At 72.1% G+C, this 15,593-nt stretch carries 16 protein-coding genes; all 16 read right to left on the bottom strand.

What is annotated here, in order from left to right:
• Window positions 1–30 precede the first annotated feature (30 nt).
• The gene (locus ABTW87_RS18555) at window positions 31–915 is read right to left on the bottom strand and encodes a DUF5926 family protein (protein WP_350652060.1); all 885 of its coding nucleotides are present in this window, start codon (window positions 913–915) and stop codon (window positions 31–33) included.
• Between the two features lie 91 nt (window positions 916–1,006).
• Entirely contained in the window at window positions 1,007–1,420 is a 414-nt protein-coding gene (locus ABTW87_RS18550) for an ATP-binding protein (RefSeq protein ID WP_350652146.1), read from the bottom strand.
• A 63-nt stretch (window positions 1,421–1,483) separates the two neighbouring features.
• A complete protein-coding gene (locus tag ABTW87_RS18545; RefSeq protein ID WP_350652059.1) occupies window positions 1,484–2,941 on the bottom strand; it encodes a sensor histidine kinase in 1,458 nt (485 codons plus the stop codon).
• A 122-nt stretch (window positions 2,942–3,063) separates the two neighbouring features.
• The gene (locus tag ABTW87_RS18540; protein WP_350652058.1) at window positions 3,064–3,855 is read right to left on the bottom strand and encodes a glycerophosphodiester phosphodiesterase; all 792 of its coding nucleotides are present in this window, start codon (window positions 3,853–3,855) and stop codon (window positions 3,064–3,066) included.
• 13 nt (window positions 3,856–3,868) lie between these two features.
• Window positions 3,869–4,204: a rhodanese-like domain-containing protein gene (locus tag ABTW87_RS18535; protein WP_350652057.1), complete on the bottom strand. Its 336-nt coding sequence runs from the start codon at window positions 4,202–4,204 to the stop codon at window positions 3,869–3,871.
• Window positions 4,205–4,280: 76 nt separating this feature from the next.
• Entirely contained in the window at window positions 4,281–5,219 is a 939-nt protein-coding gene (locus tag ABTW87_RS18530; protein WP_350652056.1) for an LCP family protein, read from the bottom strand.
• A gap of 192 nt (window positions 5,220–5,411) precedes the next feature.
• Window positions 5,412–6,626 carry an LCP family protein gene (locus ABTW87_RS18525; RefSeq protein ID WP_350652055.1) on the bottom strand — a complete coding sequence of 405 codons (1,215 nt, stop codon included), beginning with the start codon at window positions 6,624–6,626 and terminating at the stop codon, window positions 5,412–5,414.
• A gap of 200 nt (window positions 6,627–6,826) precedes the next feature.
• Window positions 6,827–8,053: an LCP family protein gene (locus tag ABTW87_RS18520; RefSeq protein ID WP_350652054.1), complete on the bottom strand. Its 1,227-nt coding sequence runs from the start codon at window positions 8,051–8,053 to the stop codon at window positions 6,827–6,829.
• Between the two features lie 76 nt (window positions 8,054–8,129).
• On the bottom strand, window positions 8,130–9,104 hold the full coding sequence (locus ABTW87_RS18515; protein WP_350652053.1) for a UDP-glucuronic acid decarboxylase family protein: 975 nt from the start codon (window positions 9,102–9,104) through the stop codon (window positions 8,130–8,132).
• 138 nt (window positions 9,105–9,242) lie between these two features.
• Complete coding sequence (locus tag ABTW87_RS18510) at window positions 9,243–10,916, bottom strand: monocarboxylic acid transporter (protein WP_350652052.1); 1,674 nt, start codon at window positions 10,914–10,916, stop codon at window positions 9,243–9,245.
• Window positions 10,894–11,262 (bottom strand): DUF485 domain-containing protein, encoded by a 369-nt coding sequence (locus ABTW87_RS18505; protein WP_350652051.1) that lies wholly within the window; start codon window positions 11,260–11,262, stop codon window positions 10,894–10,896. The genes ABTW87_RS18510 and ABTW87_RS18505 overlap by 23 nt, the downstream gene beginning before the upstream one ends.
• A gap of 219 nt (window positions 11,263–11,481) precedes the next feature.
• Window positions 11,482–12,063, bottom strand: a complete 582-nt coding sequence (locus tag ABTW87_RS18500) for a flavin reductase family protein (protein WP_350652145.1) — start codon at window positions 12,061–12,063, stop codon at window positions 11,482–11,484.
• Window positions 12,064–12,158: 95 nt separating this feature from the next.
• Window positions 12,159–12,650: an SRPBCC family protein gene (locus tag ABTW87_RS18495; RefSeq protein ID WP_350652050.1), complete on the bottom strand. Its 492-nt coding sequence runs from the start codon at window positions 12,648–12,650 to the stop codon at window positions 12,159–12,161.
• Window positions 12,651–12,687: 37 nt separating this feature from the next.
• Window positions 12,688–14,376, bottom strand: coding sequence for an ABC transporter permease (locus tag ABTW87_RS18490; RefSeq protein ID WP_350652049.1), 1,689 nt, complete (start codon window positions 14,374–14,376; stop codon window positions 12,688–12,690).
• Window positions 14,361–15,125: an ABC transporter ATP-binding protein gene (locus tag ABTW87_RS18485; RefSeq protein ID WP_350652048.1), complete on the bottom strand. Its 765-nt coding sequence runs from the start codon at window positions 15,123–15,125 to the stop codon at window positions 14,361–14,363. Before ABTW87_RS18485 ends, ABTW87_RS18490 begins: the two co-directional genes overlap by 16 nt.
• Before the next feature lie 172 nt (window positions 15,126–15,297).
• Window positions 15,298–15,593 (bottom strand): IS30 family transposase (locus tag ABTW87_RS18480; protein ID WP_350652047.1); only part of this gene is annotated, 296 nt, incomplete at its 5' end.

The following is a 15,593-nucleotide window of genomic DNA, read 5'->3' as shown; positions in this document are numbered from 1 at the left end:
GCGGAGGGGCCCCTTCTTAACGCTGTGCCCCTAGCGCAGGGTGAGCTGGCGGCCGAGGAGGCCGTGCCGGGCCCGGCGGGCGGCCGCGTCCAGCGGAGCCGGCTCCGCCAGCGCCTCGGCGTAGCGCTTGGCGAATTCCGCCACCGGCTGCTCCCACTCCGCAGCCGGGGTGTCCTCGGGAAGGTCCCAGACCGGCACGAGGCGGCCGTGCGCGCGGAACATCCCGGCGAACTTCGTCTGCTCCCCCAGCGTCAGCGTGCCGGCCGCGCCGAGCCGCGCCAGCGCGTCCAGGGCGGCGTCCTCGTCGTCGGGGAGCACCCAGCGCACATGCGCCTTCTCCGGCACCTGGCACCAGTACGCGGCGCGCGCCGCGGACAGCCGCACCGTCGGGTAGATGGCCGCGTTGGCCCGCTCCAGGGACGCCTGCACGGTCGGATCGTCCGCCGCGCCGGGGTCGAGCCAGAAGTCGAAACCCTCGTGCAAGGTGATCTCCAGCGGCCCGTCCACCAGCACATCCTGAAGCCGGGGACCGGGACCGGGCAGCGGCGGCACGGCGACCTGCCGGCCCGGCTCGGTACGCAGGGCGCAGAGCAGCGCCTCCGCGAGGTCCCGCGAGACGTCGCCGGACTGCTGGTGCCGCTGCAGGCCGATGAAGACCCGCCCGTCCGGCTTGGTCATCGCCGGAGCCGCCATCGGCAGGACGGTGGCCAGCAGGACCTCCCGCTCGCCGAACTCCGCCACCAGGTCAGGGGCGAGACGCAGCGGCGCGGAGGCGGCCGGCACCAGCTCGCGCAGGGCGATCCACTCCGGCTCGTCGGTCAGCCCCTCGAAGGGCCGGGGCACGAAGACGTCCCGTACCTTCTCGCGCTTCCCGGTCGTGTCCGCGGCCCGCTGGCTCTTTCGACGCTTGCTCACGGTCGGACAGCCTAGAGGCCGGCGCGGGCCGGCGTGGGGCGGACCCGCATCTCAGCACCGCGGAACGCCGCCCCGACCCCGGACGGTGGCCTCAGGCGACCACCAGATCGGGCCGGGCGGTACCGGCCGGCTCGAAGTCGGCCCAGACGCTCTGGCCGAGGCCGTCCCGGTCGACACCCCACCGGTGCGACAGGCCGGACACGATGTGCAGGCCACGACCGTCCATCGCGTCGGGGTCGGCCGTGCGGATCCGGGGACCGGCCGGGGCGCCGCCGTCGGTCACCCGGAGCTGGACGCGGAAACCGGCCGGTGTGGTGCGGAGCCGCCAGGCCACCCGGATCACCCCGCCGGGAAGCGGATCGGCGTGCCGTACGGCGTTGCCCACCAGCTCGGCGAGGACCGCCACCAGGTCCGCCAGCAGGGTCGGCGGCACGATGTCGGCCAGCTCGTCCGCGAGCCGGTGCCGCGCCTGCCGTGCCCCCGTCGCGTGGTGGGGCACCACCACGCACCACGCCCGCTCGGGACCTTCCGTCGACACCGTCGCCCCTCCACACCCCGCCACCGCCGGTCACCCGCGGGGCAGCCGCACCTCTGCGACCGTACCGCCACCGGTCTTCGGTCGGAGGGATACCCATCCATTCTGCTGTTCAACGATCCGGCGGACGAGATAGAGACCGAGCCCGGCACCCGGGAAGCGCCGGCGGTCGCCGGACTCGCCCTGCCAGAACCGGTCGAACGCGCGCTCCACGTGCTCCGGCCGGATGCCGATGCCCTGGTCCGCGACCCGTAAGGAGACGGTCTGCCCGTCGCCGCCCCCGGTGATCGTGATCGGGCTGCCCGGGGGTGAGTACTTGCCGGCGTTCGTGCACAGCTCGGTGAGCACCGTCGCCAGGCTGGCCCGGTGGCCGAGCGCCTTCGGCAGGTCGGCCGGCAGGTCGAGCGTGATGCGGTGCCGCAGCTCGGCGGGGAGGTCGGCCACCGCCGTCCGCAGGGCGTCGCCCAGGTCGTACGGGGCCGGTGGCTCCTCGCCGGGTCCCCCCTCGGTCGCTGAGGAGAGCAGGCGGTCGACCAGGCGGGCCAGTTCGTTGGCTCGCTGGCCGATCACGCGGGCGGCCATCCGCCGGTCGGCGTCGGTCAGTGACTCCCAGTGGTCGGTGAGGGTGTCCGCGTACCCCTTGATGACGGTGACCGGCGTGCGCAGCTCGTGGCTTGTCACCGCGACGAACAGGTCCCGGTCGTTGTCGCGGCGCTGCTGGTCGGTGATGTCGCGGAAGGTGACCACCCGCAGCGTCCCCGGGCCCGGCAGCTCCCCCGACGTGATCCGCAGCCAGCGGCCGTCCGGCAGCCGGTGGTCGAGGACCTGACCGGGCGGGGGCAGCGGGAACGGCAGCGGCTGGTTGAGGGCGTCGCCGGTGGGACGGCCGGTGACCTGGGCGGCGGCCGGGTTCCAGAGGCGAACGTGGCCGTCCCGGTCGACCACGGCGAGCCCGTCCGCCATCGCGGCCACGACCGGCCCGTCGCCGTGTACGGGAAGGCCGCTCTGGTCGCCGTACATGTGGGCGATGCAGGAGGCGATGTAGCCGGCCACGCCGTGCTGTTCCGGGCCCGGGCCGTCGCCGTCGGCCGGGTACAGGGCGTGCAGGCTGCCGACCGTGAGGCCGCCGATCTCCGCCCGGGCCGCCACCATCCGGCACAGTCCCCGGTCGGCGAGTTCGTCGCTGAGCTTGCCGGTGAGGCGGTCCGTGTGGACCTGGCGTACCCGCGGCCCGGAGAGCAGGCAGGCGGTGTCCGGGTCGTCGGCCGGCAGGGGGCGGCCGATCGTCCATTCGGCGGCTCCGGTGGCGGCGATCACGCGGCCGCCGGTGGGCGCGAACTCGACGAACGCCATACCGGACGCGCCCAGCGCGGTCTGCGCGACCCGCAGCAGCTGGCTGAGCACCGGCAGTCCGGCCTCCCCAGAGTTGATCATCTCGATGACCACGGTGTGGCCGGCGATGAGAGCGGGAAAATCCGTGCGCTCCGGCATGCCCCCGAGTGTGCCCCGTCGATCGGATTCCTGGACATCCCCGTTCCGGCCGGGTGAGGGTGAGGGTGAGGTGTTAACAAGGGACCCTTCCACCACCGTAGGCGTTAACAGGGGGCCCTTCCTTACCCCTCGATGCGGGAGAGGGCCTGTGCCGGCCGGTCGGTGATGATGCCGTCCACCCCGGCGGCCAGCACCAGGTCCAGGTCGGCGGGGTCGTTGACGGTCCAGACGTACACCTGGTTGCCGGCGGCGCGCAGTGCGGGGACCAGATCCGGGCGGGCCCGCACCAGCGCGATGCCGGGACCGGCGATCCGCGCCCCGAAGGGCAGGCGGCCCACCCGCAGCCGGCGCGGCAGCACCTCCAGCAGCAGGACGGTGGGCAGCGCCGGGGCCAGTTCGCGGATGCGGCGTACCGCCAGCAGGGAGAAGGACATCACGGTGACCTGGACCGGATGTTCGGGCCGTGGCTCGGTCAGCCCGTACCGGTCGAGCAGCGCGACGAGCCGTCGTTCGACGTCCCGGCCGTACCGGGACGGGTGTTTCGTCTCGATGAGCAGGCGGACCGGTCGCCGGGCGGTCCGGACAGCGTCCAGCAGCCGCTCCAGGGTGAGCAGCCGGGTGTGCGACTCGTCCAGCACCTCGTCACCGTCGGCCGGTGCGCATCCCGGGTGCCAGGACCCGAAGTCGAGCGCCTCCAGTTCGGCGAGGGTCCGGGCGCTGACCAGCCCGCGGCCGTTGCTGGTGCGGTCGAGGCGGCGGTCGTGCACGCAGACGAGATGCCCGTCGCGGGTCAGCCGGACGTCGCACTCCAGCCCGTCGGCGCCCTCGTCGAGCGCGCGCAGGTACGCGGCGAGGGTGTGCTCCGGTAGGTCGTACGACGAGCCGCGGTGCGCGAAGACCAGGGGGCGGCCCATGCGCGTGCCCCGGTCAGAGGACCCGGCCGGGCTGCCCGTCCTCGCCGACCACCGGGCGGCCGGCGGTGGCCCATTCGCCCATCCCGCCGTCGACGTTGCGCACCTGCTCCCAGCCGTTGCGCATGAGGTACGCGACGACCTGGGCGGAGCGCCCGCCGGATCGGCAGATGACCGCCACGTCGCGGTCGGTGGGCACCTCGGCCAGCCGGGACGGCAGTTCCATCATCGGCAGGTGGTGGGCGCCGGGGGCGTGGCCGGCGGCCCACTCGTCGTCCTCGCGGACGTCGAGCAGGTACGTGTCGTCGGTGATCTCGGGAACGGTCACGGTGGGTACGCGGGGTCCGAACACGATTACCAAGCCTAGGGCCTCGCTCCCGCCGGGGCGCGCGTCGGGACTCCGACACCCGCCCAGGTGGGGCGGGTGTTCACAGCCGGGTGACCCAGCGTGGGTTGGCCCGCGCCCACTCCGGGACCCGCCGACCCCGGACGGCCTCGAAGAGCCCCGCGCCGCCGTTGTCCAGCACCACGTACGAGACCTGGCCGATGGTCTGCGGGCGGGACGGCACCTGCACCCCGCGCAGGGCGTCCGTCGGCAGGTTGCGCAGCGCCATCACCAGGTCCTCCAGGGGTACGCCGTTGGTGTCCACGGTCAGCGACCCACCCACCGCGCGGATCAGCTGGTCCAGCTTCACCGGGTTGGTCCGCAGCGACGTCTCGGAGGTGCGTTCCAGCACCGCCCGCAGCAGTTGCTGCTGGTGCGTCTGCCGGTCGTAGTCGCCGCCCGGCAGGTCGTAGCGCTGCCGGACGAAGTCCAGGGCGGTCCCGCCGTCCATCTGCTGGCATCCGGGTGTGAAGACGCGCCCGGTGTGGATCGAGCGGACCTCGGTGTCGACGCACATGCGTACGCCGCCCAGGAGGTCGATGATCTCGCGGAATCCGGAGAAGTCGATCAGGGCGGCGCCGTCGAAGCGGAGCCCGGTCAGCCGGGCCAGGGTGGCCGAGAGCAGCCGGGTGCCGGACAGCCCGCCGCCGCCGTGCTCGTACGCCGCGTTGATCTTGTCCTGTCCGCCGCCGTACCCGGCCGCCGCCGGGATGGCGACCAGCAGGTCCCGGGGTACGGAGACGAGGAAGGCCTCCCGCCCGCCGGCGGGTACGTGCACGATGAGGATGGTGTCCGACCGGCGGTCGGCGTCGTCGCTGCTCCGCCAGCGGTCGGTGCCGACCAGCAGGTAGTTGAGGGGCCCGTCCAGGTCGGTGCGGTCCTGGCGGGCACTGGCGTCGAGCAACTGCTCCTTGACCACCGCCCGGTCGTACCGATCGGTGAGCACCCGGAGACCGGCCACGGCGAGCCCGGCCAGCAGCACCAGGGCGAGGCCGAGGCCGAGCAGGACGCGGCTCCAGCGGGGCCGTACGGGCCGGACGCCCGAGCCGGCCCGCTTCCGTCCGTCCCCCGACCTGGACGTGGTTCCTCCCCGCCACCCGTACGTGAAACCTGTTCACGTAAGGCTACGGTCGGTGCGCCCCCGGCCGGGGCGGTTTCGGCCGATCCCCCCGGTTCACTTCCGGGTGGAGAGAACCTCCGGGTTGGCGACCACGAACTCGGCAAGCCGGTCCTCCTGGACGGCGCGGAACATCTCCAACGTCTGCTCGCTGAGCGCCTCGCGGTTGTTGCCGTTGCCGTTGAAGGTGCCGCCGTTCGTGCGCAGCATCGTGAGGTCGCTGCCGCCGACCCCGCGCATGGTGAAGATGAAGTCGGCGACCGGCACGCCGCCGGTGTCCAGGACGAACGCGTCGCCCGCGGCCTTGATGAGTTCGTTGATCTTCGTGGGGCTCCGCAGCGTGCCGTTCTGCGTCGCCTTCTTCGCCATCGCCTTGATCAGCTGCTGCTGGTTCTGCTGGCGGTCGTAGTCGGCGTTCTTGAGGCCGTAGCGCTGGCGGGAGTAGTCAAGCGCCGCCCAGCCCTCCATCTCCCGGCAGCCCTTCTTGTGCACCACCGGCGTCCGCGGCTTGCCGGTCTTCTTCGCCTCCGCGTTCCACATCGGCTCGCCGTCGACGAACGACATGTGGTGGGACTTGACCTCCTGGCTCACGCAGATGCGGACGGTCCCGAGGGTGTCGATGATGCGCTTGAAGCCGCCGAAGTTGATGATCGCCGCGCCGTCGAAGCCGACCCCGGTCATCTGCTTGATGGTCGCCGCGGTGAGCTGGGCGCCACCCTCCCAGCCGCCGCCGTTGCGGGCGCCGGCCTGGAACGCTGCGTTGATCTTGTCGACTCCGCCCGGGTAGCCGCTCTTCTTGAACGCCGGGATGCGGGCCTCGGTGTCCCGGGGGATCGAGATCAGGTACGCCTGGTCATGGGTCGCCGGGATGTGCAGCACGATGATGCTGTCCGCCCGTACGTCGTCCGGGGCCCACGACTCGCGCGCGTCCACCCCGAGCAACAGCATGTCGATCGGGCCCTTGAGGTCGGCACCGCCCTCCGCGTCCGACTTGCCGGCGTCGCCGAGCAGGTTGCGCTGGTCGATGTTGCCGGTCGCCTGGTCGATCATCACCTTGCCGCCCACCAGCGCGACACCGCTGGTCAGCATCAGGACCGCGCCGAAGATCAACGTGAGCCGCGCCCAGAGCGGTTCCTTGCGCCGGGGGCGCTTGCGGGCCGGGGGTGCGGCGGGCGGGCGACCGCCGGGCTGCGCGGGGATTGTGGCGGAGATCCGGGCCGAGGTGCGGGGTGTCTCCAGTGCCGGTGGGCGGCCGCTGGTATGAACCGGCATGCATGCTCCAGCTGGATGATCGGGGGGCGGGATCACTGTACGGACGCTTTCCCGTCCTGGCGAGTTCATCCAGGGGTCAAAATGCCGTCATCCCGGCTGTCCGGTCCGAAAATCATCCGAACGGATGGGTGAGTCCGACCGGTCGATGGCTGGCCGCCCAGGTCTGTCGGGAGGCCAGCCGTCCGCCGGCGCCGAGGTGATCAGTTGCCGTCGACGGATTTCTGGTTCGCCTTGACCCAGTCCGTCATGGTGTCCGCGGACATCGCCTTGTACATGGCGAGCGCGTTCTCCCGGTCGGAGACCACGACGGACTCGCCGTTGATGGTCTGGCTGCCGTTGTGCGGGCTGGTCACGAAGGTCAGATTCTCCCCGCGCAGGCTGCGGAACTGCACCGCCATGTCGACCAGGGAGAAACCCTCGTCGACGGTGACCGCGGCGGTCACCGCCTTCAGGAAGTTGTTCAGCTTGACGGGGTTGGTGAGCGTACCGGTGCTTGCCGCCTTGTCCATCAACGCGCGGAGGAACTCCTGCTGGTGCCGCATCCGGTCGAAGTCGCCGCGCGGGAACTGCTTGCGCTGCCGGATCCAGTCGAGCGCCTCCTCGCCGTTCATGTGGTTGACGCCCTTGGTGAAGGTCCGGTACGGCTTGTGGATCGAGGTGATCGTCTTCTCCACCGTGAGGTCGACCCCACCCAGCGCGTCGGTGACCTCCTTGAACCCGGCGAAGTCGATCGCCATGACGTGGTCGAGGTGGACGTCGGTGAAGCACTCCACGGTGCGGACCGCCAGGGGCAGTCCGCCGAAGGCGAAGGCCGCATTGATCTTCGCCCGCTGACCGGAGCCGCAGTCCGCGCCGGCGCTCTCCGGGATCGGCACGTACAGGTCGCGCGGGATCGACACCAGGTAGGCCTCCTGGTGGTTGCTCGGGATGTGCATCACGATGATCGTGTCCGCGCGCCACTTGCCGGCCTCGTTCACCGGGGCGTCCGGGTCCCGCGAGTCGCTACCCACAAGCAGGATGTTCAGCGCGCCGTCGACCGACTTGGCCGGCCGGCCGCCGGTGATCTGGGAGAACGGGTCGGTGCGCGCCAGGTCCTCGTTCAGGCCGCGGGCGTAGAACCAGGCACCGGTGGCGCCGAGCAGCGCCAGCACCAGCACGGCGACACCCGCCACCAGGCCGATCCGGCCCCAGCGTGGCCGCGGCCCGCGCCGCTCCGGCCGGCCGTGGCCGCCGCCCCCGAAACCGCCGGGGCCACCCGGGCCGGTGGGGCCGCCAGGGCCACCCGGGACCGGTTCGTCGGCCTGTGACGGGTACCAGCGGGTCTCGGCCCGGGCGCGGCCGGCGGCGCCGGAGCCCGGCACCGGGGCGCGCCCGGCGCTGCGGTGCAGGTGCGGGAGCGGGTAACCGGCGGGCGTGGTCGCTGACATGTAACTCAGGGTACGTACGTCCGGCCACCACCGCCCTGAACCGACGCGGGCGTCGCCACCGCTCGTCGCGGACCGGCTACCCTAGGCGCTCGCGGAAGTACTCGATCGTGCGTCGCAGGCCTTCCTCGGGCGCCACCCGGGGTTCGTACCCGAGGAGTTCCCGGGCGCGGGTGAGATCCGGCCGGCGCATCTCCGGGTCGTCGGCGGACCGGGTGATGTAGGTCACCTCGGAGCGGCTGCCGCACAGTTCCACGATCGTCTCGGCCAGCTGCCGCATGCTCATCTCGTGCTCCGTCCCGCAGTTGATCGGGCCGGTCTCGGTCGAGTCGAGCAGCAGCAGGATGCCCCGCACCAGGTCGTCGACGTAGCAGATGGAGCGGGTCTGGTTGCCGGTGCCGTGCACGGTGATCGGCTCGCCGCGCAGGGCCTGCGAGATGAAGGTCGGAATGGCCCGCCCGTCGTCCGGCCGCATCCGCGGACCGTACGTGTTGAAGATGCGGACGATGGCGACGTCCACACCCCGGCTGCGGTGGTACCCCATCGTGGCGGCCTCGGCGAACCGCTTCGCCTCGTCGTACACGCTGCGGACGCCGACCGGGTTGACGTTGCCCCAGTACGTCTCGCGCTGCGGGTGCTCCTTCGGGTCCCCGTACGCCTCGGACGTGGAGGCCATCAGGAACCGGGCCCCGTCGGCGGCCGCGCGGTCGAGCAGGTGCAGGGTGCCGACCGAGCCGATCCGGAGGATCTCCACCGGCAGCTTCTCGAAGTCGGTCGGGCTGGCCGGCGACGCCATGTGCAGGATGGCGTCGAACCGCTCGGTGAGCGCAGGATGGGGCGGCAGCCCGTCGGAGACGTCGGCCTCGACGAGCGTGAAGGTCGGCGTGTCCGCCAGGTGGGCGACGTTCTCCTTCGAGCCGGTGACGAAGTTGTCCACCGCCACGACGGTGCAGCCACGGCCGATCAGGGCATCCACCAGATGCGACGGCACGAAGCCCGCGCCGCCGGTGACGAGGATGCGGTGACCGGGCCCGAAGCGCTGCACAACGTTCATGGCGGTCAGCCTACCGAGCCCCCCGCCGCCGGGCGCGAAAGGAAGGGCCCCCTGTTAACGCCTCGCGTTGTACAGGGGGCCCCTCTTAACAGAACCGCCGGGCGGGCCGGCGCACGCCGCACGGCCCACCCGGGGTGCTCAGTGCGCGCCCGCCCCGGTGAGCGACCGCACCTCGAGTTCGGCGTACTTGTCCTCGTCACGCTCCTTCGAGACCAACGTGCCGATCCACCCGCAGAGGAAGCCGAACGGGATGGAGAGGATGCCCGGGTTGGACAGCGGGAACCACTGCCAGTCCTGCTCGGGGAACATCGAGGTCGGCGCCCCGGAGACGACCGGGGAGAAGAACACCAGGAACACCGCGGCGAACAGGCCGCCGTAGATCGCCCAGACCGCGCCGGAGGTGTTGAACCGCTTCCAGAACAGGCTGTAGAGGATCGCCGGCAGGTTGCCGGAGGCGGCCACCGCGAAGGCGAGCGCCACCAGGAAGGCGACGTTCAGGTTCTGGGCGAAGATCGACAGTACGATCGAGATCGCGCCGATCACCAGGGCGGAGATCCGCGCCACCGCCACCTCCTGCCGCTCCGACGCCTTCCCGTCCTTGATGACGTTGGCGTAGAAGTCGTGCGCCAGGCTGGACGAGGAGGCGAGGGTCAGACCGGCGACCACCGCCAGGATGGTCGCGAAGGCGACCGCCGCGATGATCGCCAACATGGCCGCTCCGCCCAGGTCGCCGCCGAAGAAGTCGATGCCCAGCGCCTCGGCGAGCTGCGGTGCCGCAGTGTTGCCCGCCCGGTCCTGCGCGGTGATCGCCTCGCCACCCACCAGCGCCGCGGCACCGAAGCCGAGGGCGAGGGTGAGCAGGTAGAAGGTGCCGATGATGCCGATCGCCCAGAGGACGCTCTTCCGGGCGGCCTTCGCCGTCGGCACGGTGTAGAAGCGGATCAGGATGTGCGGCAGACCGGCCGTGCCGAGCACCAGCGCGATGCCGAGCGAGAGCAGGTCCATCTTGCTGTAGAAGGTCTTCAGGGCGTCGCCCTCTGTCTCGACGCCGTAGCGGAGCCCGGGTTCGAGGAAGGCCGCTCCCTTGCCGGAGGCCTCCGCCGCGTCGCCGAGCAGCCCGGAGAGGTTGAACTTGTACTTCGCCAGCACCAGCACCGTCATCAGGATGGCGCCGCCCATCAACAGGAACGCCTTCACGATCTGCACGTAGGTGGTGCCCTTCATGCCACCCACCGTCACGTAGATGATCATCAGGGCGCCGACCATGATGATCGTCGCGACCTTCGCGGCGTCGGCGTCCATGCCGAGGAAGGTGGTGCCCGGCTGGATGCCGAGCAGCAGGGCGACCAGGGCGCCGGCGCCGACCATCTGGGCGAGCAGGTAGAAGATCGACACCGTGATCGTGGAGGCCGCCGCGGCGGTCCGGACCGGGCGCTGCCGCATCCGGAAGGCCAGCACGTCCGCCATCGTGTAGCGGCCGGAGTTCCGCAGCAGCTCCGCCACCAGCAGCAGGGCCACCAGCCACGCGACCAGGAAGCCGATCGAGTAGAGGAACCCGTCGTAGCCGTACAGGGCGATGATGCCGGCGATGCCCAGGAACGAGGCCGCCGACATGTAGTCGCCGCCGATCGCCATGCCGTTCTGGAAGCCGGAGAAGGACCGGCCGCCCGCGTAGAAGTCGGTGGCGGTCTTGGTCTGCCGGCTGGCCCACACCGTGATCGCGAGCGTCACCGCCACGAAGACCAGGAACAGCGTGATGGTCAGGTTCCGGGCGGTGGTGTCGCCCGCCTCAGCCGCGAGGACCATGCTCATGGGTCACCTCCCCGATCTCGGCGCGGATCCGGTCGGCGATCGGGTCGATCTTCCGGTCGGCGTACCGGGAGTAGAGCCAGGCGATGAGGAAGGTGGAGACGAACTGGAGCAGTCCGAACACCAGCGCGACGTTGATGTTGCCGACGAGCTTCGTGCCCATGAAGTCCCGCGCGTACGCGGAGAGGATCACGTAGAGCGCGTACCACAGGAAGAACGCGACGGTCATCGGGAAGACGAAGCCGCGCAGCGCGCGCCGTAACCCGGCGAACTCGTCCGACCGCTGTACGGCCAGATAGCGTTCCGCCGCCGATTCGGCCGGGGCGGACGCGGGTGTGTCCGTGGACATCTGTGGATCACCACCTTCACAGGCATCGGGGAGTTTCGCGCACCGTAAGGAGCGCACTCCCGACCCGGGAAGCGTGAGATCGGCATCGGTCGTCGGCTGCGCCGAACGGCACTGTGGCTGCGCCGAGTGACGCCGGTCACTCCGGTGACCGGTCGACGGCCAGGGCCCCGGCCGCCGCGCCACTCCGGTCCGGCGGGCGGCCTCGCCCGTCCTGGCGGCTCAGGTCAGCTCGCGGTACCGGCCCCGGTAGTGCAGCAGCGGGTCCGTCTCCTCGGCCAGGTCGACGGTCTCGATCGTGGCCTCGACCAGCAGCCCCCAGCCGTACTCCCGCGCGGTGTCGAGCCGACACCCCGCCCAGCCGCCGGCGTCCGAGGGGACCGGGCCGTAGGGCGTCTCCGTCCACGCGCCGGTGGCGAAGAGGCCGCCCGGGGCCGGGAAGAGTCCCGCGAACCGGTCGGCGAGCTGCCGGTGCGCGGGGCCGAGTGTCGCCACCGCGAAGCGGCCGGCCGTCTCGGCGGCCGCCCACAGGTCGGCCTCCGGGTCGATCAGGCCGAGCAGCCGGTCCGGCTCACCCTCCGCGACCAGCGTCGAGGAGACCGTCAGGCCCGCCGGGCCGGGCGCCGTCCAGAGCGTCACCGGCGCCGCCAGGCGACCCCGCAACCGGCGTACGGGGGACCGCAGCCCGGCGGGGACGGCGAACGGGTCGGTGTGGTGGATCTCGGCACCCGGCTCATGATTCACGTGGAACATTCTGCCGTCCCGACCCCGCGCCCAGCGCCAGTTAGGTGCCACGATGATCAGATGATGTCCTGCTGGGCCGAACCCCGGCGTCTACCCCAGCAGAGCATCATCCGATCATGGGCCGGCCGCCGGCTGCGAGCGCGAGGCGGGGCGGTTCAGCCGGTCGTGAGTGAGCGGCGGGCCGCTTCGAGCACCTCGGCGTCCGCGCAGCCGGCGGCGTACCCGGCGATCCGGCGGCGGATGTCCCGCTCGAGCAGCCAGACGCCGACCCGGTCGGCGATCGGGCGCAGGAACGCCGGCCGGCATCGGAAGCTGTACCGCCAGGTGGCGACGGTGTGGCCCGGTTCGGCCGCCGGGGCGAATCGCCACCCGCCGGCGAACAGCTCGAAGAACCACGGGCCACGCACCATCTTCATGCCGACGTTCGTCGGCGGCGCGAACGAGACGTACTCGCTCACCATGACCAGGCCGTGTCGCGAGCGGGTGAAGGTCCGCACCCCCTTGCCGGGCCGGGTGGCGCCGTCGACGAAGTGCTGCTCGCGGACGAACGGGTCCCACCGGTAGCGCACGGGGGCGGTGGTCTGCGACACCGCGAAGGCCAGTTCCGGCGGGACCGGCACGGTCGCCACCGCCTCGACGACAGGCATCATCGCATTGTGCCGCCGCCGGGCAACCCGTACATCCTCAGCGCCGGGGCGTGACGGTCGCCAGGAGTTCCGGCTGCCGGCGGTCCAGCACGTCACCGGCCAGGTACGCGCCGAGCAGCGCCGCCCCCAGCCCGTACGCCGCGCCGACCGGCAGCGCCAGCCACAGCCATGCGTCGCCGAGCAGCGCGGCGGCCACCACCATCGGGACCGCCAGGGCGGCCGAGGCGACCATCGACAGTAGGGCCAGGAAGCTGCGGGCCACCCCGGCGCCGCTGTTCAGCGCGAACGGGTTGCTCGTCTCCGGCAGCGAGTACGCCCCGAGCACGGAAAGGAAGGTGTTGACGGCGAGCCCGGCGCCGTAGGTGGCGAGCAGGCTGCCCGCCGTCAACCCGATCCAGCCCGGCCGGCCCAGGATCAGCGCGAGCACCACGGAGACGACCACGACCAGCGGCAGCACGTACAGCGAGAAGGCCGCCATCCGGGCCCGCAGCTCCACCTTCCCCGGCACGGCCGCGACCACGTGGGCCGCGTACGCGCTGCCGTCGAAGCCGAACTGGTTGGCCAGGGTGACCGCGGCGAGGACGCCGACGAACAGCATGGACAGGCTGACCAGCAACGGCGATGACGTGTCCGGTGCGCCGAAGCCGCCCTCGCCCTCGAGCACGCCGGAGCCGCCCAGGTTGACCATGGCCGGCACGAACAGACCGATCACCGCCAGCGTGATCAGGTTCGCCCGCCGCCGGGCGTCCCGCCACCAGTACCGCGCCTCCCGTACCACAAGCGCCCCGAACCGGTCCCGGGGCAGCCAGCCGAGCGCGCGGGGGAAGAATCCGGTCACGGCGGTGCCGGTCGTCTCCGCCCGGGCCGGGGCCCTGCCGCTGCTCGCCGCGCCGACCATCGCCGACTCCAGCGACCGGGACCACCAGGCCAGCAGCGCGAGCACAGCGAGGGCGGTGATCAGCAGCTTGGCCGGCGCGGCCCACGCCCGGCCCTGCGCCACGTCGATGCCGACGGTCCACGGCGCGCCGAACGGCGTCCAGCCGACCACCGTCGCGACCGAGGTGAACCGGTTCCAGTCCGCGTTCCGCAGCGCGGCGGTGGCGGCGATCTGCAGGGGGGCGATCAGCGCGGCGACCACCGCGAGCAGGACGGCGGCCAGGTCGCGGACCCGGCGGGAGCGCAGCATGGTCGCGAAGGCACTGGTGACCGCCCGCGCGGCGGCGACGCAGAGCAGCAGGCCGCCGACCACTCCGACCGCCTGGACCAGAGCGGCGGACCAGCCGCCGAGCGCGCCCGCGGTGACGACCAGGCCGGAGAGCGCCAGCAGTACGGCGACCGCCGGAACACTCACCAGCGCCGCGGCGAACAGGCCGGTGACCAGCGTCCGGCGGGACAGCGGAAGCAGCGCGAACCGGGCCGGGTCGAGCGTCTCGTCGACGCCGAAGAAGACCAGCGGCAGGAGCAGCCAGCCCAGCACCGTCAGCCCGCCGCCGAACGCCGCGACCAGCAGCGCGTACCGGTCGCCGTCGGCGAGCCCGGGGGCCGCGAAGAGGAAGAAGCCGGTGGCGGCGAACCAGAGGCCGCCGAGCACGCCCACCACGAAGAGGGCGATCCGCCAGCCCTGGCCGCGGAAGTTGTTGCCCATCACCCGCAGCTTCAGCCGGACGAAGTGCCGGGCGGACACGACCCGGGCCGGCGCCGCCGGCTCGGTCACTGCGACAGCCACGCCAGCTCCTCGCCGGTCGCCGTGCGCCCGCCGACGACCTCCACGAAGACCTGCTCCAGGGAGCGGTCGCCGCGTACCTCGTCGAGCGTGCCGACCCGTTTGATGGTGCCGTCGGCGAGGATCGCGACGTGCGAGCACAGCCGCTCCACGACCTCCATCACGTGGCTGGAGAAGACGACCGTGCCGCCGCCGGCCACGTACCGCTTCAGGATGTCCCGGATCAGCGCCGCCGACACCGGGTCGACCGCCTCGAACGGCTCGTCCAGCACGAGCAGCCGGGGCCCGTGCAGCAGCGCGCAGGCCAGGCCGATCTTCTTCTTCATGCCGGCCGAGTAGTCCACCACCAGCGTCCGCCCGGCGTCGCCGAGCGCGAGCACGTCCAGCAGTTCCGCCGCGCGCTGGTCGACCACCGCCGGGTCCATGCCGCGCAGCAGACCGTGGTACGCGAGCAGCTCCGCCCCGCTGAGCCGGTCGAAGAGGCGTACGCCGTCGGGCATGACGCCGAGCAGCTGCTTCGCGCGGACCGGGTCGGCCCACACGTCGTGCCCGAGCACCCAGGCGCCCCCGGCGTCCGGCCGGAGCAGGCCCACCGCCATCGACAGCGTGGTCGTCTTGCCGGCGCCGTTCGGGCCGAGCAGGCCGTAGAAGGAGCCGGCCGGCACGTCGAGGTCGACGCCGGCCACGGCGATCTTGCTGTCGAAGCGCTTGGCCAGACCGCGCAGCGCGAGGGCGGGTTGCTCAGCAGTCATGGTTACGACCGTATCCGCCGGCGACCAGCGGACCGCTCCCGCGCGAGGATGAGCCGCGGTCATACCGGAGGCTTACCTGTCCTCGCGGGCGCCACCCTCAGCGGTGTTAAGAAGGGGCCCTTCTACTACCGGGCGGTTTCTAGGGGTCGTTGCAACACGTGGTTTGTGTTGATCAGGCGGTGAGCAGTTTATGCAGGCGCTCGGCTGGGGTTTCCCAGCCGAGCGTTTTGCGTGGGCGGCCGTTGAGTTCGGCCGCGACGGTGTTGAGGTGTTCGCGGGTGTGGATTGCGAGGTTGGTGCCTTTGGGGAAGTACTGCCGTAGCAGGCCGTTGGTGTTCTCGTTGGAGCCGCGCTGCCAGGGGCTGGCCGGGTCGCAGAAGTAGACGGGGACGTCGGTGGCGATGGTGAAGGAGCCGTGGGCGGCCATCTCGGCTCCCTGGTCCCAGGTCAGCGAGCGCACCAGGTGGG

This window comes from Micromonospora sp. NPDC126480 (assembly GCF_040302465.1).
Lineage (GTDB): Bacteria > Actinomycetota > Actinomycetes > Mycobacteriales > Micromonosporaceae > Micromonospora.
This window is presented reverse-complemented; position numbering and strand designations above follow the sequence as displayed.